The sequence below is a fragment of the Myxococcus sp. CA039A genome (genome assembly GCF_013336645.1).
GTDB classification, from domain to species: Bacteria; Myxococcota; Myxococcia; order Myxococcales; family Myxococcaceae; genus Myxococcus; species Myxococcus llanfairpwllgwyngyllgogerychwyrndrobwllllantysiliogogogochensis.
The window spans coordinates 1-23,538 of record NZ_JABUMQ010000021.1; the positions used below are offsets into that span (position 1 = coordinate 1).

The 23,538-nt window shown below is 68.8% G+C and carries 22 protein-coding genes; 10 read left to right on the forward strand and 12 right to left on the reverse strand.

Translation table 11 applies throughout. From position 1 onward, the window contains the following. Window positions 1-86: 86 nt before the first annotated feature. Both HR086_RS05255 and HR086_RS05260 read left to right on the forward strand, forming a co-directional pair. A complete protein-coding gene (locus HR086_RS05255; protein WP_174465029.1) occupies window positions 87-986 on the forward strand; it encodes a bestrophin family protein in 900 nt (299 codons plus the stop codon). Window positions 987-1,061: 75 nt separating this feature from the next. Beyond that, a complete protein-coding gene (locus HR086_RS05260; protein ID WP_141640829.1) occupies window positions 1,062-2,480 on the forward strand; it encodes an MATE family efflux transporter in 1,419 nt (472 codons plus the stop codon). Window positions 2,481-2,562: 82 nt separating this feature from the next. On the opposite strand, the gene HR086_RS05265 is transcribed toward HR086_RS05260, so the two are convergent. Continuing rightward, window positions 2,563-4,800 (reverse strand): HEAT repeat domain-containing protein, encoded by a 2,238-nt coding sequence (locus HR086_RS05265; RefSeq protein ID WP_174465030.1) that lies wholly within the window; start codon window positions 4,798-4,800, stop codon window positions 2,563-2,565. Window positions 4,801-4,991: 191 nt separating this feature from the next. Between HR086_RS05265 and HR086_RS05270 the strand changes: the two genes are divergently transcribed. After that, a complete protein-coding gene (locus HR086_RS05270) occupies window positions 4,992-6,803 on the forward strand; it encodes a serine hydrolase (RefSeq protein WP_174465031.1) in 1,812 nt (603 codons plus the stop codon). Here HR086_RS05270 and HR086_RS05275 read toward each other — a convergent pair. Next, complete coding sequence (locus tag HR086_RS05275; protein WP_174461137.1) at window positions 6,742-7,356, reverse strand: hypothetical protein; 615 nt, start codon at window positions 7,354-7,356, stop codon at window positions 6,742-6,744. The two genes, HR086_RS05270 and HR086_RS05275, sit on opposite strands and share 62 nt — an antisense overlap. A 186-nt stretch (window positions 7,357-7,542) precedes the next feature. Between HR086_RS05275 and HR086_RS05280 the strand changes: the two genes are divergently transcribed. The 3 genes from HR086_RS05280 to HR086_RS05290 all read left to right on the forward strand — a co-directional run bounded on the left by HR086_RS05280 (window position 7,543) and on the right by HR086_RS05290 (window position 10,605). Continuing rightward, a complete protein-coding gene (locus tag HR086_RS05280) occupies window positions 7,543-8,013 on the forward strand; it encodes a hypothetical protein (RefSeq protein ID WP_174461136.1) in 471 nt (156 codons plus the stop codon). A 270-nt stretch (window positions 8,014-8,283) separates the two neighbouring features. Beyond that, window positions 8,284-8,901 carry a CAP domain-containing protein gene (locus HR086_RS05285; protein WP_141640824.1) on the forward strand — a complete coding sequence of 206 codons (618 nt, stop codon included), beginning with the start codon at window positions 8,284-8,286 and terminating at the stop codon, window positions 8,899-8,901. A 282-nt stretch (window positions 8,902-9,183) separates the two neighbouring features. Next, on the forward strand, window positions 9,184-10,605 hold the full coding sequence (locus HR086_RS05290; protein WP_141640823.1) for a hypothetical protein: 1,422 nt from the start codon (window positions 9,184-9,186) through the stop codon (window positions 10,603-10,605). Between the two features lie 87 nt (window positions 10,606-10,692). On the opposite strand, the gene HR086_RS05295 is transcribed toward HR086_RS05290, so the two are convergent. Beyond that, window positions 10,693-11,571, reverse strand: coding sequence for an aldo/keto reductase (locus HR086_RS05295; RefSeq protein ID WP_174465032.1), 879 nt, complete (start codon window positions 11,569-11,571; stop codon window positions 10,693-10,695). A gap of 110 nt (window positions 11,572-11,681) precedes the next feature. After that, window positions 11,682-12,020: a hypothetical protein gene (locus HR086_RS05300; RefSeq protein ID WP_174465033.1), complete on the reverse strand. Its 339-nt coding sequence runs from the start codon at window positions 12,018-12,020 to the stop codon at window positions 11,682-11,684. 246 nt (window positions 12,021-12,266) lie between these two features. Between HR086_RS05300 and HR086_RS05305 the strand changes: the two genes are divergently transcribed. Beyond that, a complete protein-coding gene (locus HR086_RS05305) occupies window positions 12,267-13,892 on the forward strand; it encodes a hypothetical protein (RefSeq protein ID WP_174465034.1) in 1,626 nt (541 codons plus the stop codon). A gap of 58 nt (window positions 13,893-13,950) precedes the next feature. Continuing rightward, a complete protein-coding gene (locus HR086_RS05310; RefSeq protein WP_174465035.1) occupies window positions 13,951-14,991 on the forward strand; it encodes a DNA adenine methylase in 1,041 nt (346 codons plus the stop codon). Window positions 14,992-15,000: 9 nt separating this feature from the next. On the opposite strand, the gene HR086_RS05315 is transcribed toward HR086_RS05310, so the two are convergent. The 4 genes from HR086_RS05315 to HR086_RS05330 form a co-directional block, all read right to left on the reverse strand. Then, entirely contained in the window at window positions 15,001-15,681 is a 681-nt protein-coding gene (locus tag HR086_RS05315; protein ID WP_174457818.1) for a MotA/TolQ/ExbB proton channel family protein, read from the reverse strand. A 149-nt stretch (window positions 15,682-15,830) separates the two neighbouring features. Continuing rightward, a complete protein-coding gene (locus HR086_RS05320; protein ID WP_174465036.1) occupies window positions 15,831-16,373 on the reverse strand; it encodes a DsbA family protein in 543 nt (180 codons plus the stop codon). Continuing rightward, window positions 16,370-16,933 (reverse strand): redoxin domain-containing protein, encoded by a 564-nt coding sequence (locus tag HR086_RS05325; protein ID WP_174461132.1) that lies wholly within the window; start codon window positions 16,931-16,933, stop codon window positions 16,370-16,372. Before HR086_RS05325 ends, HR086_RS05320 begins: the two co-directional genes overlap by 4 nt. Window positions 16,934-17,048: 115 nt before the next feature. Beyond that, the gene (locus HR086_RS05330; RefSeq protein ID WP_254626188.1) at window positions 17,049-18,062 is read right to left on the reverse strand and encodes a hypothetical protein; all 1,014 of its coding nucleotides are present in this window, start codon (window positions 18,060-18,062) and stop codon (window positions 17,049-17,051) included. 376 nt (window positions 18,063-18,438) lie between these two features. Between HR086_RS05330 and HR086_RS05335 the strand changes: the two genes are divergently transcribed. Further along, a complete protein-coding gene (locus HR086_RS05335) occupies window positions 18,439-19,344 on the forward strand; it encodes an RluA family pseudouridine synthase (RefSeq protein WP_141640813.1) in 906 nt (301 codons plus the stop codon). A 273-nt stretch (window positions 19,345-19,617) separates the two neighbouring features. On the opposite strand, the gene HR086_RS05340 is transcribed toward HR086_RS05335, so the two are convergent. From HR086_RS05340 to HR086_RS05350, 3 genes are all read right to left on the reverse strand, one after another. Further along, a complete protein-coding gene (locus HR086_RS05340; RefSeq protein ID WP_174465038.1) occupies window positions 19,618-20,322 on the reverse strand; it encodes a class I SAM-dependent methyltransferase in 705 nt (234 codons plus the stop codon). 162 nt (window positions 20,323-20,484) lie between these two features. Beyond that, window positions 20,485-21,375 (reverse strand): MBL fold metallo-hydrolase, encoded by an 891-nt coding sequence (locus HR086_RS05345; protein WP_174465039.1) that lies wholly within the window; start codon window positions 21,373-21,375, stop codon window positions 20,485-20,487. Then, window positions 21,372-21,737 (reverse strand): cupin domain-containing protein, encoded by a 366-nt coding sequence (locus HR086_RS05350; RefSeq protein WP_254626189.1) that lies wholly within the window; start codon window positions 21,735-21,737, stop codon window positions 21,372-21,374. Before HR086_RS05350 ends, HR086_RS05345 begins: the two co-directional genes overlap by 4 nt. Window positions 21,738-21,847: 110 nt before the next feature. On the opposite strand from HR086_RS05350, the gene HR086_RS05355 reads away from it, so the two are divergent. Beyond that, window positions 21,848-22,795 (forward strand): LysR substrate-binding domain-containing protein, encoded by a 948-nt coding sequence (locus tag HR086_RS05355; RefSeq protein ID WP_254626190.1) that lies wholly within the window; start codon window positions 21,848-21,850, stop codon window positions 22,793-22,795. Between the two features lie 43 nt (window positions 22,796-22,838). Here the strand turns inward: HR086_RS05355 and HR086_RS05360 are convergent, their stop codons facing one another. Then, on the reverse strand, window positions 22,839-23,423 hold the full coding sequence (locus tag HR086_RS05360; protein WP_174465042.1) for a hypothetical protein: 585 nt from the start codon (window positions 23,421-23,423) through the stop codon (window positions 22,839-22,841). Window positions 23,424-23,538 lie beyond the last annotated feature (115 nt).

Sequence of the window (23,538 nt, forward strand, 5' to 3'; positions counted from 1 at the left end):
CTTCAAGCGCGATGGCCCGAAACCCCACCCCGTGCCCCCGGGTTCCGTGGTCGACGAGCGCCCTCGGCCATGGTTAGTGGGGCCGCATGATTGTTCGACCGCGAATGCACTGGCTTCGCATGCTGTTCGTCTGGCGCGGTTCCGTCGTCCCCCGCATCCTGCCTCGGCTGGGCTTCTTCCTGGCGCTCGCCTGCCTGGCGGTGGCCACTGGCCCCCATCCCTTCAACCTGCGGGAAGGCCCCCTGGGCCTGCTCGGCGTCGCGCTGGCCATCTTCCTCGGCTTCCGGAACAGCACCGCGTATGACCGCTTCTGGGAGGCCCGCAAGCTCTGGGGCTCGCTGATGATTGTCTCGCGCTCCTTCATGAGACAGGCGCTCACCCATCCCTCCCCCGCGCTCTCCCTGGAGGAGCGTCGCGAGGTGACAGACCTGCTCCGCGCCCTGGCCGTCTCGCTGAACCACCAACTCCGCGGCACCTCGGTTCCACTCGACACCCTGGACTCCGGCGTGCGCGAGCGCGTGGTGGCCGCGGAGCACCGCCCCGCGCGGGTGGTCCTCGGCCTGGCCGAGTGGGTCGCCCGCCTGCGCCACCAGGGCCGCCTGGGCGAGGTGCTCGTGGCCTCGTTCGACGACAACCTGGACCGGCTCTCGGAGGTGCTCGGCGGATGTGAGCGCATCGCCGGCACGCCCATTCCCTATGTCTACAGCGTGATGCTGCATCGCACGGTGTACCTCTACATCCTGCTGCTGCCCTTCGCGCTGACCGGCAGCCTGGGCTGGTCCACGCCGCTCGTCTCCGTCTTCGTCGCCTACACCTTCATCGCGCTCGACACGGTGACGGCGGAGCTGGAAGACCCCTTCGGCACCGAACCCAATGACTTGCCGCTGGACGCCATGACCCGCGCCATCGAGCGCTCGGTGATGGACCTCGCGGGAGAGCCGCTCCCTCCGCCCCTGCTCCCTGACAAGGATTTCGTGCTGAACTGAGCCCTGGCGCGTTTTTCACTGCGAGCCCCCGCAAGACCATATTACGCTCATCATACGTCACCCGGGAGCTACCCCATGCAGCTGAAGAGCGCGGTCCCCTTGAGCACCGAGGCCAGCAGCGAGCGTGGGACGAGCCCCGGGGGAGCGAGCGGCATCCGCGAGGCCCTGCTCAACGCCCCCATCCTCCCGACGCTGCTGAAGCTGGCGGTGCCCACCACGGTGGTGCTGGTGGCGCAGGCGTTCGTCGGGGTGGTGGAGACCTGGTACGTGAGCTTCCTCGGCACCGACGCGCTGGCCGGGGTGTCGCTGGTGTTCCCCATCTTCATGTTGATGACGATGATGTCCAACGGTGGCATCGGCAGCGGAGTGGCCTCCGCGGTCGCCCGCGCGACGGGGGCGAATCGCAAGGAGGACGCGGACGCGCTGGTGTGGCACGCGGTGGTGATGGGGCTGGGGCTGGGGCTGGCCTCCACCGTGCTCGCGTGGCTCTTCGGACCGGCGCTCTACCGGGCGCTGGGGGGCGCGGAGGGGGCGCTGGAGGCGGCGGTCCGGTACTCGAACTATCTCTTCGCGGGCGCCATCCCTTTCTGGGTCGTCAACCTGCTCGCGGCGGCGCTGCGCGGCGCGGGCAACGTCAAGCTGCCGGCGACGGTGACGCTGGCGGGCGCGGGCATCCTGGTGGTCATCTCCCCCGTGCTCATCTTCGGAGCCGGGCCGCTGCCCGCGCTGGGCATCGCGGGCGCGGGGCTGGCCATGGTCCTGTTCTATCTGGGGGCCTCGCTCTGGCTCTTGCGGCACCTGGCTTCGGGCCGCACCTCGCTGCGCCTGGCGCCCGTGCGACTGGAGGCGCGGCTGATTCGAGACATCCTGCGCGTGGGCCTGCCGACGGCGCTGAGCGCGGTGCAGCCCAACCTGACGGTCATCATCGTCACGGGCGCGGTGGGGCTGTTCGGCGTGGAGGCGCTGGCGGGCTATGGAATCGCCGCCCGGCTCGACTACCTGCTCGTGCCGCTGCTCTTCGGCCTGGGCACGGCGGTGTTGACGATGGTCGGCACCAACGCGGGCGCGGGCAATTGGGAGCGCGCCCGGCGCACGGCCTGGGTGGGCGCGTGGCTGGGCTTCGGGGTGGCGGGGTCCATCGGGCTGCTCGCCGCCGTGGCGCCGAATGCGTGGCTGCACTTCTTCAGCAAGGACGCGGCGGTACTGGCGCCGGGCGTGACGTACCTGCGCATCGTCGCGCCGTTCTACGGCCTGCTGGGGTTGGGCTTCGTGCTGGGGTTCGCGGCCCAGGGCGTGGCGCGCGTCTTCTGGCCCGTGCTCGCGGGCACCGCGCGCATGGTCATCGCGGCGGGCGTGGGCTGGGTCGCCGTCGTGTACTTCGACGCGGGGCTGCCCATGTTGTTCTCGCTCGTCTCCGCGGCGCTCGTGGCGTTCGCCGGCGTGACGGTGGCGGCCACCCTCGCGGGAGCCATCTTCCGCGAAGGGCCGAAGTAGTCCCCCATCCGGAAGCAACGCCGCGAAGGCCGCGGGGCCGGGCTTTACACCCATGCCCGGCCCCAGGCCCCGCGCGTGCGGCCTATGCGCCCACGACCTGCTTCGCCAGCAGGCGCACGAGCGGCACGTCGGAGGTGACGAACGGACGCGCGAGTTCGCGGCCCAGGTCCGGGTGTGCCCGCAGCGCCAGCAGCGCCCAGGCCAGGAGCGCGTATCCGTCATAGCCCGTCCAGTACTTGGAGGAGCGCGCCTCCCACTGCGTCAGCACGCCCGTCACCAGCTCGCGCAGGTTCGCCAGCGCCTCCTCGCGCCGAGCGCCTTCGGTGAGCCCGGCCATCGCGACCTCCAGCATCAACTGACCCGACGCCGCCACCGTCAGGCCGCCCACGTCGCGGAAGAGCCCGGCGATGGTATTCGGGTGCTTCTGCTTGTTCACGTCGATGAAGAACCCCTTCGAGAAGCGGTTGCTCTCGAGCAACGCGAGGGCCTTCTCGCGCGACGCGGGGTCGGCGGTTCCAGCGAGCCGACCGAGCGCGAAGCACGTCGCGGGCGAGCTGGAGAGCTTCCACGGCTTCTCCTCGAAGCGCGCCAGCAGGGGCGCCAGCGCCCGGGTCTCCCCCACCGCGCCCAGCGCGTAACAGACGGCCTCCGAGAAGGAGATGGGCGCCTCCTTGCCCACGGCGTCCACCGTGCGCTCCAGATAGCGCAGGAGCGTGTCACCGACAGCCGGGTCCCCCAGCTCGCCGAGCGCGAAGACGAGCGCGCCGAGCATCCGGTTGCGCTCCGAATCCCCGTCCTTCAGCGGATACATGCGCAGCACCGCCAGCAGGTGCTTCGTGTTCGCCTTGTCTCCCAGGGCCTGGATGAGCTGGATGAACAGGTGGCGCTTGAGGTGGAAGCGGTCCTCGGCGAACGCCGCGTCACGGACGAGTTCGACGGCGCGAGGCTCGGCCCACGCCGCGAGCACCTCCAGCGCGATGAGGTCCTCGCCACCCTCCCCGTACCGGGCGATGGAGATGAGCAGCGGCGTGGCGCGACGGTCTCCTTCCGCGATGAGCTCCGCGATGACCCCCTCGTCGCGGTAGTTCTCCTCGTCCTTCCACGCAGACATCAGGGCGACGGTGGCCTGCATGGACGGATCCGCCGCATAGGCCTCCTGGATGGCGGCGCCGAGCGCGGGGTCCTTCACGGCCTCCCAGGCGAGCGCGTCGAGCGAACCCTCTCGCGCGGCGCTCGCGACCTTCACCGCCGCCGCCGCGGCCTCCTTCTCCTTCGCCCGCGCACGCCCCTCCTCGTCCCACAGCGCCAGTCCCATCACCCGCTGTCGCAGGGCCTGGACGTCGGAGATGGCGCCCAGTTGCTTGCGGCCCGCGCGAAGCTCCTCCATCAGCGCGACCAGGTCCTTCACCAGGGGGGCATCGCTCAGCCGGCACAGCTCCAGAGCCTGAGTGAGCCGCGCCTCGTCGCCAGCGAAGAAGCTCGCCATGCAGAAGTAGAAGGCCGCGGGCGGATACGTCTTGAACCGCTCCGCGCTCGTGGCGAGTCGCTCCTCGGTGAGCGGCGGGTTCATCTCGACGTCGAAGGCTCCGCGCAGCTCCGCGTCGGACGCGCCCACTTCCGTCAGCAACGTCACCAGCCAGCCAGCCCTGAGGTCGTTTTTGTAGGCCGGCTCCTCCTTGGCCACGTAGGGCTTCACTCCCGCCAGGGTCTCCTCGAAGCCCAGCTCTCCGACACACGTGTCCAGCTTCTGACGGGCCTGCTTGAACGTCTCCGCGTCGACCTCACCCAGCGCATGAGCCCGCACGAGCGCGGCGCGGAAGACCAGGGCGTCGAGGTTCTCGGCCTGCGGCGCCTCGATGCCATCCGTCTCATGGTTGAAGAGATAGATTTGCGCGCGAGCCTTTCCACGCTGGGGCTCACGGGCATACAGCCAGAGGTCACCCGAGGACGTGGCGCCAATCTCGACGAAGCCGCCCGTGAGTTCCTTCCAGAGCGGCCGGTAGCTCTGGGCCGCGACGATGCGCTGCTCCATGAGGTTGCCGGGCGTCGTCCGCGGAGCATCCGAGCCGAGCGTGAGTTCCTCGAGCGGCGGGGGCTCACACTCCGCCAGCGGCTGCAGCAGCTGGGTCAAATCCTTGGGCAGGGGCTGCCCCCAGGACGCGAACGCATCGCTGATGGGCCCCCCTCGCGACCACGGCTTCTTTCCGGCCGAATGCTTTTCAACGAACGACGGCCACTGCGTTCCCAGGAACTTGCCGACCTGGCTCCAGGAGGCCGCCACGGGGGTCTCACTCGACGTGGACTTCTTCTTGCTCGCCATGCGCGGCACGCTACCAGCTTGCCCGATACCCCTGGCGGGCTGTTTCAGGAGGGGCGCGCCTCCCATTTTCCAGGGCTCCTGTCCTCTCACGGCTCACGGGATGACACGCCCGGAACACGGCCGTGACGTGTCTCACGGAGGTGACAACCAGACTCGTCCGGCGGAGGCCCTCTGGTAGCTTGCGTCGCGGCATGGCCTCCCATCGCGACTCGACCTCCCTGGCTCCATCGACGCTCTGGCTCCTCCTCGCCTGGCTCCCATGGCTCACGGGTGCGGCGCCCGCGCCAGCCGACCCGGCACAGGCCCTGGTGGGCACGTGGGGAAGTGAGCGCGTCCTGGGTCCGGAGGTCCGGGGCGAGCTGACGCTGACGCGCGACACGCACGCCTGGCGCGCACGCATCGCGGGCTTCGACGTGCCCGCGCGCCTGGAGGGAAAGGCGGTCTCCTTCATCCTCCCCGGCGGCCAGGGCGAGCTGCGCGGGACGCTCTCGGACGACGGCCAGCGCATCAGCGGCCACTGGATTCAGCCGCGCGTGCGCACCAGCGGCATGAAGTTCGCCACCCCGGTGGAGCTGCGTGCCCTCCGGGCCAACATCTGGCGGGGCGACGTCGCCCCGCTCGAGGACCGCTTCTCCCTGTATCTGGTCATCCAGCAGCAGGCCGACGGCACGCTGAGCGCCTTCATCCGCAATCCGGAGCGCAACTTCGGCAACAGGCTGCTGTTTCGCGTCAGCGTCCAGGACGGCCTCGTCCAACTCGTCGCGACCCGGGGCACCACGCGCCTCGAAGGGCGCTTCGACGCCCAGGCCCGGCGGCTGTCCCTGTTCTACCCACCGCTGGACGCCACGTTCGACTTCACGCCCCGGGAGCGGGACCAGGCCGTGGGCCTCCATCCGCGCATCCCCGCGACGGGCGCGTACGTGTATGAAAAACCCATCGCGGAGGAGGATGGCTGGACGACGGCTTCTCTCGACGACGTCGGCATGGACGTCCAGCCCCTGCGCGAGCTCGTGCAGCGCATCCTGGACCAGCAGCCCGGCCCCGACGCGGCGCCCGCCATCCAGGGGCTGCTCGTGGCGCGCCATGGGAAGCTGGTGCTCGAGGAGTACTTCCAGGGCTTCGACAAGGAGCGGCCCCATGACCTGCGCTCCGCGTCCAAGACACATGCGCCCCTCTTGATGGGCATCGCCCTGGACCAGGGCGCGCCCTTCACTGTCGACACGCCGGTGGTCTCCCTGTTTCCCGAGTACCGGGGGAAGCTCGCCCACCTGGATGCGCGCAAGCGCAAGCTCACCGTCGAGCATTTGATGACCATGTCGACGGGCCTCGCGTGTGACGACGACGACGAGGCCTCCCCGGGCAACGAGGAGCGCCTCGATGACACGGTGCCCGACTGGTACAAGTACACGCTGGACCTGCCGATGACGCGGGCGCCGGGCGAGAAGGGCGTGTACTGCTCGGCGAACATCAACCTGCTGGGCGGCGTGCTGCGCAAGGCCACGCGGACGTGGATACCGGAGTTCTTCACCCGGTACGTCGCCGAGCCGCTCCAGCTGCGCGGCTACCACCTGGACCTGATGCCTTCAGGGGAGCAGTACCTGGGGGGCGGCATCTTCATGCGGCCCCGCGACGCGCTGAAGCTCGGGCAGCTCTACCTGTCGGGCGGCGTGTGGAACGGACGGCGCGTCGTGAGCCAGCGCTGGGTGGAGCGCTCCACGGCGCTCCACGCGACGATGGAGCCCGGCAGGACGTACGGCTATGCGTGGTGGCGCCACGAGCTGCGCGTGGGCGACCGGGTGTATTCGCAGTACGAAGCCAGCGGCAACGGCGGACAGCTGGTGATGGTCGTCCCCGAGCTGGACCTCGTGGTGATGTTCACCGCGGGCAACTACAACCACGTGGCCCTCTGGAGGAAGTTCCGCGAGGAGCTGCTCCCCCAGTTCATCCTCCGCGCGGCGCGGCCCACGTCGCCGAGCCGTAGTCCAGACGGAACGCGTCCGTGAGCCACTCCGCGAGCTGGGCCCGGTGGGCCGCGAGGTCCAGCTGAAGCGACTTCTCGCGCACCCGCTCGCGCACCCGCGTCATCACCTCCCCGCAGTCCCGCTCCTCCACCAGACGCCCGCCTTCGAAGAGCAGCTCCTGGATGCGCTTGCGACTCCAGGCGGGATGCAGTCCGTCCTGGACGGGCACCCCTCGGGTGAAGCCGTCCACCACCAGCAGGCCCCCGGTGAAGGCCACGGGCGCGCGCAAGCGCGTGTAGATGACCCGCTCGTGCGTCTCGCTGACGTAGGCGGGAAGCTGGCCGAACAGCGGCGTGCCCCGGCCCTCCTGGACGGCCTGCTCCTCCTGCGCCGACAGGCCGATGCGCAGCTCCTCCAGTTGGAGCCGCTTTTCCGCGACGCGGTACAGACAGAGGAAGCCTCGCTGGCAGGCCGTCGACATGGCCGCGGGAGTCAGCCCCTGCGTCGATGGCTCGAACAGGCTGGAGCCACGGACCCCCGCGAGCTCGAAGGCGTGCTTGCGGTATTCGACGGTGTCGCGGAGCTGCGCGGTCATGGTGGCGTGCCTTCGCTGAAGAGATTCCCCCACAGCGTACCCCAGACCACCCCCTCACGAGGGGACCGAGTCCCTGTTGTCAGCGAGGTCGGTTGGGTGATTCGTTGCGTCCCCTGTCGCCCGCGCGATGGGGGGAATCATGAACCGTGGCATCCGAGGAAGCTCCGGCGCTGCGAGCTGGGGTCCGTGCGAGCAGCCGAGGGCTTCGCTCGACAGGGCACGGTGCTCGGGGGTCGCAACCACTCCCTGGCCCTGCGCTCGGATGGGACGGTGTGGGCCTGGGGCGACAACACCCAGGGGCAGCTCGGAGTCAGCGCGCCGGCCTTCTCACGGACACCGCCCCAGGTGCCGGGCCTCTTCGGCATCACCGCCATCGACGGTGGCGACGGGCACACACTCGCCTTGAAGACAGGAGGCACGGTGTGGAGCTTCGGCGCCAACGACACGGGACAGCTCGGCGATGGAAGCCTGGGGGTCCGGCGGACATCACCCGTGCAGGTGCAGGGGCTCTTCGGGATGGTGTCCATCTCCGCGGGCGCCCAGCACTCCCTCGCCGTGAAGTCGGACGGCGTCGTCTGGGGGTGGGGAGACAACTCCCAGGGCGCGCTCGGCAATGGCATGTCCTCGATTCGGCTCCGGCCCGTTCGCGTCTTCTAGGGTTTGGGGCTCCCCGCGATTCATTCCGGGCGAATGCTGAACCAGCGACAGCGGAACATTGCGTTCGTCCCGGGAACAACGGGTGGCATGTGAGGAATTGAGCCGGCAACGACACTGTGTCCCGGTAACATTTGCATTGGAGTGGGCGCACGGCGCACCGCGCGAGCAGGCGGGCGCCGGGTTCCCTCTCGACATCCCGTCGAGCCTCGCCAGGATGAGGAGACCGCCTCCGATGAGGTGGCCACACATCTGCTTGAGAAAGGATTCGACATGACCTCCCGCTCCATTCCCTTGTTCCTGCTGGGTGCCGCGCTGCTCGGTGGCTGTGGTGGTCCGGAGACGCCGTCCTCCATCGCGGAGGAGGAAGGCGCCCTGGTGCCAGCGGTCCGCACGGAGACAGGTGGCACCGCGGCCGGCGACGTCACGGCCAGCGCGGTCTGCGACGATGTGGCGACGTGGGACCCGGCCTGGGCGGGCTTCGAGGACCAGGTCCTCGCGCTCGTCAACCAGCGCCGGGCCGCGGGCGCGGTCTGTGGCGGGGTGACGCAAGCGCCCGCGCCCGCGCTGACGCACCACGCGAGCCTGCGGTGTGCGGCGCGCAGGCACTCCAAGGACATGGGCACCAACAACTTCATGAGCCACACCGGCTCCAATGGCTCCACGCCGTGGCAGCGCATCACCGCGACGGGCTACACCTACCGGCGCGCCGCGGAGAATGTCGCGGCCGGGTATTCCACGCCGGCGGCGGTGGTCAACGGGTGGATGGCCAGCAGCGGGCACTGCACGAACATCATGAACCCGCTGCTCGTGCACATTGGCATCGGCTACTTCAATGCCCCGAGCAGCACCTACCGGCACTACTGGACCCAGGACTTCGGCACGCCGTGACGCCGAGGGAGCTTCGCCGTGGGCATGGACGCGCCCACGGCGTCTGTCTTGCGCCTCCGGTGCGGGCCACGCGAGTAGCGTCACGCGCTACACCCCGGGCGGTTTCGTGGCGCAAAAGGCCACGAGCCCCTGTCCAAAGTCAGACACACCCCCATCAAGACCTCCGCGCCAGCCCTGCTAAAACAGACATTTCACATCAACCGGCATGGGACCTGCTTGGACAGACATTCACGGACGACAACCCCTGTCGACCGTGTCTCCTGCTTCATAAGGAGTTTCCCCATGTCATATCGTTCCGTACGAGGTCTCCTGGACCTCGTCTCGCTCCCCCTGCGTTCCCTTCCGCTGTCCGTGCTCGCGCTCGGGGGCCTGTTGCTGGCTCCGTCGGCGCGGGCCGCCGCCGAGCCTGGTGAAGGAGAGGAAGGCCCGGTCGCGACCATCACCAGCCTGAAGCTGGAGGAAGGAGCCCTGCGGGTGGGCATCCTCTGGTCGGACAAGCAGGCCCTTCCCGAGGGCGCGAAGCTCGTCTCCTATGACGGCAAGGACAGCGCCAATGACAGCGTGGAGGTGAGCCCGCAGCCCGGCAAGGAGTCGGAGGTCAAGCTGGAGAAGGCACTCCTGCGGCCCTGGGAGACCGGCTGGAACCAGCGGCTGGTCCTGGTGGACACCAAGGACCCGAAGGCCGAGCCCCTCGCCACCCTTCCCATCACCGTCAACCTGGACTGCACGGATGGGGACGACAAGTGCACGCTGACGGTGGCGCCCGGCGCGGCGTCCAACTCGGACGTGGTGCATTTGAGCGCGGAGCTGGATGAGGTCATCACCAAGCTCGAGGAGAGCAACCCCGACAAGGAGATTGACCTCATCGAGGCGGTGAAGGCCAACAACCCCCGGCTGCTCGGCGAGGCGCTCGCCTACACCCACGCGATGTCGAAGTACATGCTCAGCGGCCCCTGCACCTGCGTATGGCAGGCCGTCTACACCCACAGCCCGGCCTTCCTGGGCTATGGCATCAACTTCACGAACGCCTCGGGCACCCTCGCGGGCTGGAACGGGCCGGGCGCCAAGCACTCCCTGGTCGCCATTGGAGGCAACGCGTCAGGCATCGCCACCAGCGTGACAGGCATCAGCCAGGTCAGGCTCAAGCTCAACTGCACGAAGTGGGTCTTCTATTACTACAAGGACATCATCCTCAACTGGCCCTGGGGCAAGGTGATTGTCATTCCCTTCCCCTTCCCTCGCCTCGTCCCCTGCATTTCCAGTTGCACGGCCCGCTTCGACCACCAGGGACGCGTCAGTGGCTCCACGTTCGTCACCTACACGAGCCCCGGCAGCTCCGCCACCGCGAAGGAGCAGGCCGTCTACCGCGTGGATGGCACCCCGTTGCTGACCCCGTCCGCCAGCCAGGGCGGCTCGTTCAATCAAATCAACGGCGCCACGGTCTTCTCCAACATCGGCAGCACGGGCCGGGTCGACTCGTATGGCTACGTGCAGGCGGCGGCGACCTTCCCCTACTTCGCGTCGGCATCCGTGGCCAACGGCCACTCCATCGCCATCCACGGGTACGCCCGGTGCCCGTACGGCCCCAATGGGCATGCCGCGGTCTGGACCTACGGCACGTCGCAGGGCATCCCGCAGACCAACAGCCTGCGCTCGTCCATCCAGAACTTCTTCCTGCAGTGGGGCATCCTGACCTTGCCGTAGGCAGGAGCCGAGGCTGATGGCGCCCCGGAGGCCGGCCCCTGTCGCGGGTGCCCGGCGTCCGGGGTTCGTCGTTTCAGCCTCGCGGCGTCAGCGCCCCGACGCCTGCGCATCCACGGCGGCCAGTTCCTCCTTGCCGAGCTTCACCTCCGCGCCCGCGAGGTTCTCCTCCAGGTGCTTCACGGACGAGGTGCCCGGAATGGGCAGCATCACCGGCGAGCGGGCCAGCAGCCAGGCGAGGGCAATCTGCGCGGGCGTGGCCTGGTGCTTGCGTGCCACCGCGTCGAGCGCGCCGCCGGGCTTCGCCAGTCCGCCCGTGGCCAGGGGGAACCAGGGAATGAAGCCCAGCTTCTCCCGCTCGCAGTAGTCGAGCACCTTTTCGTGGACGCGGTCCGTGAGGTTGTAGCGGTTCTGCACCGACACCACGTCCACCACCTTGTGCGCCCGCTGGATGTCCTCCACGGAGACCTCCGACAGGCCGATGTGGCGAATCTTCCCTTCCTTCTGGAGGTCCTTCAGCTCGCCGAGCGACTCCTCCACGGGGACCTTCGGGTCGATGCGGTGAAGCTGGTACAGGTCGATGCGCTCCAACTTCAGCCGGCGCAAGGACATCTCGAGTTCCTGGCGCAGGTACTTCGGCGCGGCCACGGGGTGCCACTCATGGGGGCCGGTGCGCACGAGCCCCGCCTTGGTCGCCACGACGACGCCCTTGGCGTAGGGGTGCAGGGCCTCGGCGATGATTTCCTCGCTGACATAGGGGCCATAGGAGTCGGCGGTGTCGATGAAGTCCACACCCAGCTCGACAGCGCGGCGCAGGACGCGCACGGCCTCCGCCCTGTCTTTCGGAGGTCCCCAGATGCCGGGGCCGGTGAGCTGCATGGCGCCGTAGCCCAGGCGGTGGATGGGCAGGTCTCCGCCCAGCTTGAAGGTTCCGCTTTTCTCGACGGGTCGTGACGAGGCTCCGCTCATGGGACGCTTCCTCCTGGACTGAAAGTAGGGTGTCTGGATGACGAGCCACCAGCTCGTCCGCACGGCCCGTCAGCGGGCGTGGAGGCGGGAGCGGCCAGTCGCCAGCCACCTCATCCCAGCGTCGCCGGGTCGACGACGTCGAGGTCCTGGAGCGCAAGGCCATGCGTGGGGAGTATCCAGAACACGCCGCGACCTTCTGGAGACCATCCCAGCGCCCTGCCGAGCAGGATGGCGGCGCGAGCGTCCTGAGGCACGGCGGCCGCGCAATCGACCATGCCGCCGTGCCTGTTCACCAGCTTCACCGACAGCACCGGGCCCACCGGCCGCGCGTCGTCGGTCTGGTGCCACGCGCGCAGAGACACCACGCGCCTCCCACCGATGTGGGACCAGTCGCCCGCCCAGGCGAAGGTGACGTCATCGACCACGATTCGGCGGTGCTTCTTCTTCATGCACGGAGACTCTCGGATTCACCCAAGGGCCCTGTCAACGCGAGCCCCCAAGGCGACACGTTCGCACGCCCTCGGCGCGGGAGCGCGGCGCCACTGCCCTCCGAAGTACAAGGTCGGCACGGTGTGTCGGCTCGATGTCACCTTCCACCCCGCACGCGGGCCCCCCGGGTGGGCGCTTCCGATATTCTTCGGGCGGCCGGACGTTCCAGCCCCGCCTGCGGAATTTCGAAGGAAGAGAGCCCTCCGATGCGTCGAGCCCTGGCCGGTCTCGTGTTGCTCCTCGCGGGATGTGCGACGACCGCGCGTCCCACGCAGGCGCCAGCCGTGGCGGAGGCCACGCCCCCCGTCGCGCCCGAACCCGAGCAGCCCCGTTACGAGCACATCTTCATGATACCCGTGGACAAGGCCCTGGCCGAGGCCACGAAGCTCATGACGGAGCAGGGCTGGGTCCTCAAGCCCCTCGAGGACCCGAGATATCTGCTGACCGAGTGGCGGACCGCGCAGCTCAGCGCCCAGTCCTGGGGATGGCAGAGCGACGGTGACTCCACGCGTTATCTGGTGGCCGGCGAGCTGATCTCCGAGCGCGAGTCCGTCATCCGCATCTTCCGCATGAAGCGCGTGGCCTTCAGCAACGACGTTGAAATCAAGCCCGAGGCGTCAGGGCAGCTGAACTCGCGGTTCATGCTGATGGAGCGGTTCGAGCAGAGCTTCGTGAGGAGAGGCGCACCCGTGGAGCTCGCCCAGCGGGAGCGAGACGTGGCGCCCTGGGTCGAACTGAACGGAGCCGTGCAGGGCACCCGGGATTTGGAGCTGGAGCAGACCCTCACCCTGCGATTGGAGTCGCGCCCCTCGCTGGAGACGCTCACCGGCTCGCTCAGCCTCGCGCGCGATGACTCCTTCGCCAGGGACCCGTCTTTCTATCTCAAGCGCTGGAAGGATGAGGTGCAGGAGCCCTGCGCACGGGAGGTCACCGGCTTCCAGTCGATGCTGCGGCCCGGGCTGACGGTGCTCATCGGCGAGCAGCTCGGCACCCGCGAGATTCCCGCCACCGTGGGAGACCTGGCGTGCGAGGCCACCCAGGCGGGGCTCGGCGTCACCGTGGCCCTCGCCATCCCGGAGAAGGAGCAGGAGCGCATCAATACCTATCTGGCGAGCCCGGGGCGCCCCGCGGACCAGGATGCGCTGCTGCGCGGGAACTTCTGGCGCAAGCTGCAGCAGGACGGCCGGGGAAGCCGCGCGGTGATGGACCTCATCGACCGGGTCCGGGCGCTGCGTGCCGCCGGGCGCTCCGTCTTCGTCGTGGCCATGGACACGGACATGAACCATGGGAAGGCACGCGACGCCTACATGGCCCGGAAGGTGTTGAACCCGCGCAGCGCGCGCCCCCAGGACGTGTTCCTGGTGCTCGCGGGCAATGCCCACACACGGCTGGGGGACGCGGACTGGAGCGACGACTTCGTCCCCATGTCGAAGCACCTGCTTCAGAGCACCCGGGATTTGAAGGTGCTGGAGGTGGGCTACGCGCAGGGCCGACGGTGGGGATGTGACCTGGAGCTGAACGGGGAGATGGACTGCAACATCATGGGCATCACCCCGGGTCCCCAGGTCGCGATTCGCCCGGAGGCGCCCGCGGCAATCCGCATGCTCCCGGAGCTGGACGACGAGGGGTTCCACGGCTTCCTCGACGTGGGTGTGCTGACCGCCTCACTGCCCGCCATCGCCCTGCGCGGACACGAGCCACCCGAGCCCTCGGTGCCAGGAGAGGCCCCAGGCCCCGCGAACCTCGTGACTCCGACGGGGACCTCCGCGCCCGTGAACACCGTGCCCCCTCCACAAGACACCGTGCCCCCCGCGCGGCCTCCGACGCCGTAGGCCCCTGGGCGTCGCGGAGGTTGACCGGCGCCGAGGGCCTCGTCTACGTGAGCAGCCCGTGAGCCCCCCGCCCTCCATCGAGCGCTTCCCCGCGACCCGGTATCAGGGCAGCAAGCTCAAGGTCCTCGGGTGGCTCTGGGAGCAGCTCCAGTCCCTGGAGTTCGACTCCGTCGTCGACCTCTTCGGCGGCACGGGCTCGGTGTCCTATCTCTTCAAGGTGCAAGGCAAGCAGGTCCACTACAACGACTGCCTTCGCTCCAACCACCTCATCGGCAAGGCGCTCATCGAAAACCCCTCGACGCGCTTCGAGCGCGACGACGTGTCAGCACTGCTCGCCCGGCGGCAGCGGACCTATGGAGACTTCATCGCGCGGACCTTCGGTGGAATCTACTACCCGGACGACGAGAACCAGCTCCTCGATGTCCTGGCGCAGAACCTGGCCGAGCTGCCGGGTGATTACAAACAGGCCCTCGCGTACCACGCGGTGTTCCAGGCCTGCATCGCCAAGCGCCCCTACAACCTCTTCCACCGCGCCAACCTCTACATGCGAGAGGCGAGCGTCGAGCGCTCCTTCGGGAACAAGGCGACGTGGGACAGGCCCTTCGCGGACCACATCGCCAAGGCCGCCTCCGCCGCGAGTGACGCCATCTTCGACAACGGCCGGGTGAACGTCGCGACGTGTGGGGACGCGGTGCGGCTCGAAGCCCAAGCAGACCTGGCGTACCTCGACCCGCCGTACATCTCGGCCAAGGGTGTTGGCGTCGACTACCTGGGCTTCTATCACTTCATGGAGGGATTGACGGAGTACAGGGATTGGCCGGAGCGGTTCGATGCCCGCTACAAACACAAACCCTACCGGCGGGTGGAGACGCCGTGGGCCAGCCCGGCGCGAATCGCCTCCGCCTTCGAGGCGGTGTTCGAGCGGTGGCGGGACAGCATCCTCGTCGTGTCCTATCGCTCGGATGGAGTCCCCTCGGTGGAGGAGTTGAAGCGGATGCTCCAGCGGCACAAGCGCAAGGTCACGGTGAGAGCGCGGGACTACCAGTACGCGCTCTCCACGAACCAGACGAGCCGCGAGGTGCTGCTCATCGCCGAGTAGGTGAGGGAATCACACCACGGCGGAGCGCGCGCGCTTGAGGGCCCGCGCCGCGGCGTCGAGGAACTCGTTGCTGGCCTCGGCGAGGTCCACGGCGCGGGCATCCACCCAGCCCTGCAAGGAGTTGTAGCCCATTACCGCGGGGATGGCGACGAGCAGCCCGAAGGCGGTGGTGACCAACGCCTCGGAGATGCCTGTCGAGATGGTGCCAATGCCGCCCGCCCCTGCCTCGCCCATCTGCTGGAACGCGGTGACGATGCCCATGGTGGTGCCGAGCAGGCCCACGAAGGGGGCGGTGGAGGCCACGGTGGCCAGATGGCCCAGGCCGCGCTTGAGACTCTGCACCTCGCGCTGAGCCTGACGCTCCAGGCTGCGCGCCACCGACTCCATCACCTCGTCACGACTGTCATCGGAGGAGATGCGGTACGCCGTCAGCCCCGCGCGGATGGTCCGGCCGAGGTAGCCCACGTCCGCGCCCAGCTTCGCGTGGGACGCGGTCTCGAAGTCCCCTTGAGAGAGCAACGTGGCCATCTCCGAGGCGAACCTGCGGGAGTGTCGACGGGACGCACGGAAAACCAGCGAGCGCTCGGCGAGGATGACCAATGACAGCACGGACATGATGCCCATCGCGATGACGATGCCCTGCGCGAAGAGGCCCATGTGGGCCCACAGCCCCGAGAGGGTGAATTGCATGGCGGATCCGGAACGCGCCTCCTCGCGCGTGGGGCCACGAAGGCCCCTGGGTGGGAGCACCCAACCGCCACGGTACGCAGCCACTCGCCCACGAGGGTGTGTTCGCCTCCATCAGACGGTCATCATTCAGTCATGGGCGACGCGTGGGCTCAGAAGTAGCTGGGCGACTCGATACCTCCGCCTTGAAGGACGGTGATGAGCGAGGAGGCGCTGAAGTCGCCTTGGTAGCGCGCGCCGTTGATGAAGAAGCCCGGGGTGCCGCTGACTCCGCTGCGCACGCCGCCCATGAAGTCGCGACGGATGCGCTCCAGGTAGCGGTGCTCGGAGACTTCGCGGGTGAAGCGCTCCATGTCCAATCCCAGCTTCTGGGCGTAGGCCAGCAGCGACTCGGGGTCGAGCGCCTGCTGGTTCTCGTAGAGCATGCCGTGCATCTCCCAGAATTTGCCCTGGGCATCGGCGGCCTCCGCGGCTTCGGCGGCCTGGAGCGCGTAGGGGTGCGCCTGGGTGAGGGGGAAGTGGCGGAAGACGTAGCGCAGCTGGTCGCCCATCGAGGCCAGCACCTTGTTCACTTCGTCGTAGGCCTGTCCGCAGAAGGGACACTGGAAGTCGCCGTACTCCACCAGGATGACGGGAGCGTCGACAGGTCCGAGGATGTGGTCATGGGAACCCACGGGAGTGCGCAGTCTGCTCATGGCCGTGCCTCCTGCTCGGTCTTCTCCTCGCGCTGATTCAGGGACGGGCCTCCTTCATCTTCGGCGGCGCCCTGCCCTGCGAGGCGCTCCAGTGCGTCCAGCACGCCGTCGGCACCAGGGTTGACCGCCACGGGCGAGACGTAGCTCCAGAAAATCTTGCCCTCGGCGTCGATGACGAAGAGGGCACGTTCGGAGATACCGTCCTCTTCCCGGTAGGCATGGTAGGCGCGCGAAATCTCTCCCTTCGGATGGAAGTCGGAGGCCAGCACCATGTGGAGGTTGCGCGCGCGGGCGAAGGCCAGGTGGCACCACACGCCGTCGCACGAGATGGCGACCACCTTCGCGCCGAGGCGCTCGAACTCGGGCATCAGCTCGTTGAAGAGTGCCAGCTCATCGCTGCACACCGGGCTCCAGTCGGCTGGGTAGAACACCAGCACCAGCGGGGCCCCTCGGAACTCCTCGAGCGAGACCTTCTGGTCCGGAGTCACCGGAGCACGGATGGGCGGCGCGAGCGTGCCGAGAGGCAAGGGCGCGTTCGACTGTCTGGCGGAAAAGGCCATGAAATCCTCCTCGCGCAAAGCTGGGCCGTGGGGCCGCTGGCTGCACCGAGGGGCTCGGCACTCCACCGTCAGCGTGGCTGCTCTCGCGCCACTGCCACGCTGACCGTTCCAACGACTACCAGAGGAGGCTGCGCAGCGTGGCGCCGTCCTCCACCCGCACCCACGGCTGGACCACCTGCGCCAGCGAGGGAAAGGGCCGTCCCGGGTCGGCGACGAAGAGCATGCCCGGGGAGGCGCCTACCAGCGTCTCCTGTCCGCGCCCGTCGCCATCGGAGAAGAACACCGTGAACTGGGCCGTGGCCCTTGTCGGGTCGTAATAATCGAGCTTCGCGGGCGTCGGCATGAACCAGGCCAGGGGCACCTCCACCTCCACGGCCTCCGGGGCGGTCCACCGAATCGTCGGCGGTGGCGTGTCCTTCTTCCTGGGAGGCTTGAACCAGGTGGCCACGGGCGCCCCCTGTTTGTTGCGCGCGACCCCGAGTTCCACCTGCTGGTCCCTCATGAACCTGGTGGTGCCCCACTCCATCCATCGCAGCTCAAGGTGGTCCGCGGCGAGGATGGCCTTGGGACTCGCATCCGCGGCGACCACTGTCTTGTCATCCCTCAGCCGGACACTGACCACCATCAGGTCGCCCCGGCGACGCAGGCTCACCGTCAGGTCCGCATCCTCGGGCCCCTTCCAGTTCTTCTGCCCCCAGGTGACCTGTCCTGGAGAAGGAAGCACCGTGGACTCCAGGTCCGACACCACCCGAGCCGAACCCTCCCACTTGGACTCATTCCCTTCGGAGTCCGGGTCCTCAGGGTCCGGTGGTGTGTAGTGGAACGTGGCGGCGCTCTGGGCCAGCAAATCCATGCGCCTCAAGCTGAAGCGTGGATTCACGTTGCTCGCCACGAGCATCGGGCCCTTCCGATCGAAGCGCAGCGTCACCGATGACGAGGTCCCCGCGCCGGCACGCTGCAGGAGCAGGGTCGGCAAGCCCGAGCCGGAGGCGGTCGAGGTGGGCGACGGACAGCCCAGAGGCTCGTCCACTCCCGCGCCTCCGCTCATCGCGAAGCGCTCACCACTGGCCAGTCCCACCAGCGTGACGGGAGGTCCGTCCCAGGCTTTCGGACGGTCGACTGACGCCATGGGAAAGCAGACCACCTCGTCCTCGCGACCATCACCGTCGAGGTCCACCTGGTACCGCTCAGTGATATTCGGCGCCTCCTCCTTCACGCGCGCGTCGAACCAGCTCGCGAAGGAGACAGGTGCAGGCGCCGGTTTCGCTGGGGCGGCAGGTACGGAATGCAGGGCGACGACCAAGGGCAGCCAGGGGGCGAAGGCCATGGCTGTCTACTGAACCCTGGATGCAACAGTCTCGCAAGGACAGCCTTCAGGGAGCGCCAGCTCCACGTCCCAGGGGAGCCATGTGTCACCCCCTTGTGGGCGGTGAGCAAGACGCGGAGTACGGCGGCGGGAAGCGGAGTGTCTCCCACCACGAGGGCACGCGGTGTAGGGTGCGCGAGTGCTGCTCAACGATGGCTATGTGTACCGCGAGAAGCTCGGGAGCCGACCGGGCAGCAGCGCGCTCGCCCACCTGACGGACAAGTATCGTCACTCCTCGGAGGAGGAGTGGCGGGCGCGCTTCGCGCGGGGCGAGGTGCGACTCGACGACGTCATCGCCGACGGCTCGGAGTCACTGAGGCCGGGGCAGCTACTCTGCTGGCACCGCCCACCCTGGGAAGAGGCGGACACTCCGCGGTCCTTCGAACTCGTGTACGAGGACGCGGAGCTGGTCGTCGTGGTGAAGCCGAGCGGACTGCCGACCCTGCCCTCGGGGGGCTTCCTCAAGAACACCCTGCTCTCCTTCGTCCAGGCGCGATGGCCCGAGGCGGTTCCCATGCACCGGCTGGGACGCGCGACGTCGGGCCTCGTGCTCTTCACCCGCACCCGCGACGCCGCCGCGCGCCTGGCGAGCGATTGGCGCGAAGGCCGCGTACACAAGCGCTACCGCGCACTCGCCCAGGGAATCGCGACCCAGGAGACGTACGACATCCGAGCGCCCATCGGACTGGTGCCCCACCCGCTGCTGGGCGAGGTGCATGGCGCCACTGCACGGGGAAAGCCCTCACACAGCACGGCCCGCGTGCTGGAGCGGCGCACCGAGCACACCCTCTTCGAGGTGGACATCCACACGGGACGCTCCGAGCAGATCCGCATCCACCTCGCCTTCATCGGCCACCCGCTCGTGGGGGACCCGCTCTTCGCCGTGGGGGGCCTGCCGTTGGCGGAGCACCCGGGCCTGCCCGGAGACGGCGGCTACCTGCTGCACGCGGAGTCGCTCACCTTCCAGCATCCACGCTCGGGCGAGCAGGTTCAGCTTCAGGCGCCGCTCCCGCTCGAACTCCACGCCCAAGGATCCTCGCGGTAACGCCGAGCAACTCCCCATCCAGCGGTCGAACCGCTCGTGCGCGTCGGCCACCGGTTGCCACGCAATGGGCTGTTCGACGGTGAGGCACGGACAGGCCTCTGGCCCATCGCCCAGGCGGGCCGCGTCCGCACGCGAGGGCCTGTTCGACCGTAAGGCACGGACAGGCCTCTGGCCCATCACCCAGGCGGGCCGCGTCCGCACGCAAGGGTCTGTTCGACCATGAGGCACGGACAAGAGGTCATCGGCCGGGATGCCGCGGGCGGGCGGCCTGCGTCAGGTACCGGTCTTCTGGCCCTGGCTCAGGTCCAGGTCCGCGAACCGCCACAGCCCCATGTGGCGGCCCTTGTGAGCGTCCTCCACCAGGTGGATGGGCTCCGGAAAATGGAACGGCGCCAGCCGCAGGTTCACCGGCCGCCACAGGCCAGTGACGATGTCCTCGTTGCGGCTCAAGCCCACATGGGTCGTCGCGAGCAGATGCTCGGTGCCGCTGCGCCGGAGGTTGGCCAGCGCTCGGAAGATGTTCCGATACGACAGGTGGATGAACAGGTCCCTCACCATGACCAGTCCCACCTTCGGCAGGTCATCCTGGATGAGGTCTCGGACGATGAACTGGCGGCGCTCGCTTCCATGTCGCTGATGGTTGAGCGCGATGAGGTCCGGGACGATGTCCGCGCCGATGTACTGCTCCAGGTCCAGCTCCACGTGCTGCATCCAGTTGAAGTCGCCGCAGGGCACGTCCAGCATCGTCCTTGCCTGGGCCTTGCGGAGCACCTCCGGCAACTCGCGGCGGATGGACTCCGTCGCCTTCAGCGTGGAGCCCGGCCCCGAGCGCGACTCCGAATCCAGCCAGAAGTTGTGCTGGTAGATGCGCGAGAACCAGAGCTGCCGGTACTTCTGCTCCAGCGCCCCGAACTGGGGAACGTGCTCGTTGAGCCGCGTCCGCGCCGACGACACGGCCTCGTTCAGGTACGACTTCATCGTCGACCACACCACGGCACGCCGAGGGCTCTTGGGCGAGGAAGAGGAATCCATGGTGCGAGGGGCCTTTCGCTGACGCGGAGAGAGTGAAACATTGTATGCGAAGCTTCACTCTCCGTGCCACACCCCGCCATTCCCCTCCCGGCCTCCGCGCGCGGGGACTCAGCCCCGAGCCTGCCAGGTCAGCCACTCCCCCGGACGCGCCAGCTCCACGTTCACCTTCCTCTTGCGCGCCGTGGCCAGGAGCAGCGCTTCCGCGCCCGGAACCTCCTGATAGTCCTCGGAGGACGTGACGCCGTAGTGGATGGGCACGAGGAGCTTTGCTCCCAGCACCACAGCCGCGGCGACCGCCTGCTCCGGGGTCAGGACGCCATGCACGTCGCTGACGGGCTTGCGCCAACCGAAGCGCGCCCCGTTGATGGGCAGGAACGCCGCGTCGAAGGGGCCGAACTGACGTCCGATGTGCCACCAGGACCCGTGCCACAGCGTGTCACCGCAGTGGATGATGCGGCGGCCTCCGCCGGAGACGATCCACGACACCTGGGTGTCTCCGTAGCCGTCCTCGGCGGGAACGGCGGTGGCGGTGAAGTCATTGAGCAGGACCGGCTCGTAGAGCGGAGCGGGCCGCACGCGGAAGCCCGACGCGGCGGCGGTCGCGGCCATGTCCGGGGGGCACACCAGCGTGCCGGTGTCGCCCAGCGCCTGACGGACGGCCATCCGGTCGAAGTGGTCGGGATGGCGATGCGTCACCAGCACGTAGCGCCCGCCATCACCCGCGTCCATCGGGACGAGCGGATCCTTCAGCGCGGCCCCCCACACGGTGGAGTCGACCAAGGGGTCCAGGAAGAGCGTGTCCTGACCGAGCCGCAATCGCACTCCGGCCCAGGCCAGCCGCTGGGCGCGCAGCGTCGCGGTGTCGACAGGTTTCGTCGCGCGTCCCACGCCAGGGGATGACAGGACCGCGCCCGCGGAGAGCACGGCCGCCGCACGCAGGAAGTCCCGGCGGCCCGTCCGCGCGGGCCGAACCAGCATGTCCCCGTTGTCGATGCTCATCGCGCCACCGAGGAGGCCACGAGATTGATGCCGAAGAGGCGCACGCCGGTCTCGGTGCGCGGCTGGTGATGGCTCGCGGGCGGGAAGAACAGGTAGGTGCCTGGGCCCAGGCGCTGCTCTCCCTCGATGAGCTCACCGCTCACCACGAAGACCTCCTCGCCGGTGTCGTGGACGTCCACGGAGGGCCACTGAGCTCCGGGAGCCATGTCCACGACCCAGACCCTCACGTCACGCGTGCTTGGCAGGTCCCTGCGCAGGCAGCCAGGGCCGACGATGACGGGCTCGATGTCGTCGATTCGCACGGACGACCAGGGGGATACGACAGGGCTCTGCGGGCTCGGCAAGCTGTCGGTGTGGGGCATCTGTCCGCCCTCCTTGCATGGGGACGCCAACGTTAAGGAGGCCAAGGCCATGAGCGCAGCGAAACGATTTCTCCATGATGCTGAATGGGGTTCATGTGAAACTGCCCGGCATGCTCGAGCTCCGTCACTTCAAGCTGATTGCCGCGGTCGCCGACACCGGGAGTCTGGCCGCCGCGAGCCGGCAGCTCCACCTCACGTCCTCGGCGCTGAGCCATCAGCTCCGTGATGCCGAGGAGCGCCTGGGCGTGCAGCTCTTCCAGCGCCGCCAGCGCCGCCTGCTCCTGACCGGCTCGGGCGAGAAGCTGCTCGTCTCCGCGCGGCGCGTCTTGAGCGAGGTGGCCCAGGCCGAAGCCATCTGCCGCGCGCACCCGCAGGACGACCTGCTGCGGCTCAGCACGGGTTGCTACACGGTGTATGGCTGGCTGCCGCCCATCCTCGGGCGATGGCAGGCCGAGCACCCGCGCGTCGAGCTGCGCATCGTCCTGGAGGCCACGCGCCAGCCGCTGGGGGCGCTGCTGAATGGCGAGCTGGACCTCGCCTTGACGACGGACGTCCCTCGGCAGGCCCGCCTGGCGCAGACGGCGCTCTTCGAGGACGAGCTCATGCTGGTGGTCCCCGCGGGCCACGCGCTGGCGCGACGAGCGCACGTCACGGCGCGGGAACTGGTGTCGGAGAACCTGCTCACCTATGCCGCGCCTCGGGAGCAGCTCGACATCTTCACGCGCGTGTTCTGGCCCGAGGGCCTCGAGCCGCAGCGGGTCTCCCCCGTGCCCCTCACCGAGGCGCTGATTGAGCTGGTGCGTGGTGGCGTCGGCGTGACGGCGCTGCCCGAATGGATGCTGCCGGCCCAGCGCAACGGGCTGCACACGGTCCGGCTCACTCCCCGGGGAATCCGCCGCCGCTGGAGCGCCGTCACCCGCGCCTCCCGCCAGCGCTCCGCGCCGCTGACGTATTTCATCCAGCTCCTGAGCGAGCGCTTCTCCCTCCAGGGCAAGGCACGGCCACGGGCGGTGTCACGAAAGGGGATTCAGCCGAACGTGGAAGGCCGCGCTCGATGAAATACCCAAGGGTGGAGGGGTGCGGGACCTGCTCCCGACCACTTCACCGCGGATAGGAGTCTCGAGCGCCCTGTTCGCGCGCCTGCTGCGCGTCCTTCCGCGCCTTCAGCTCGCGGTCGTACGCCTCTCTCTGCTCTCGTTGCCGGAGAAGCACGGGCGGGTACTGCTCGAGGATGAGGGGCGCGAGCTGCTCCAGGGAGCCCTTGAGCGCGGGGAGCGCCACCCGGTCCTTGTCGACCAGGACCTCCCACGGCTCCGCCCTGGACTGACGGGCCATGTCGAAGGTGACGCCCTCCGTCCTCCGCTCGACGGGCACGTCGACACCGACGACCTCACTGGACTCGGCACACGAGAAGACCTTCACCGAATCCGAGGAGCCGAAGACCTGGCGACCGCCACGACGCGCGCCGTACTCAATCCTGCACGCGTCCAGGGGTTGCAACTGTGACTGGATGGACGCCAGCTCCGCGAGGCCCCCGACATCCTCCGAGGTCCGCGCGAAGTTCCGGCCGCCACGGAGAAGCATCATCGCGAGGCCCAGGACGACGAGCAGCCCCACTCCTGCGGCGATGAGGAGGGGGGACTTCGTGCGGCGGTTGTCCGGAGGCGGCATGGGCGGAGTGTGCATCAGGCCCGCACGCTAACGAAGCGCCATACCCAAGACCACCGACGTCTGAGTGGCGTCGCTCTGGAAACGCGCGCTTGAAATCGTCTTCGCACGCCGGCTTCGCTACAAAGGAGCC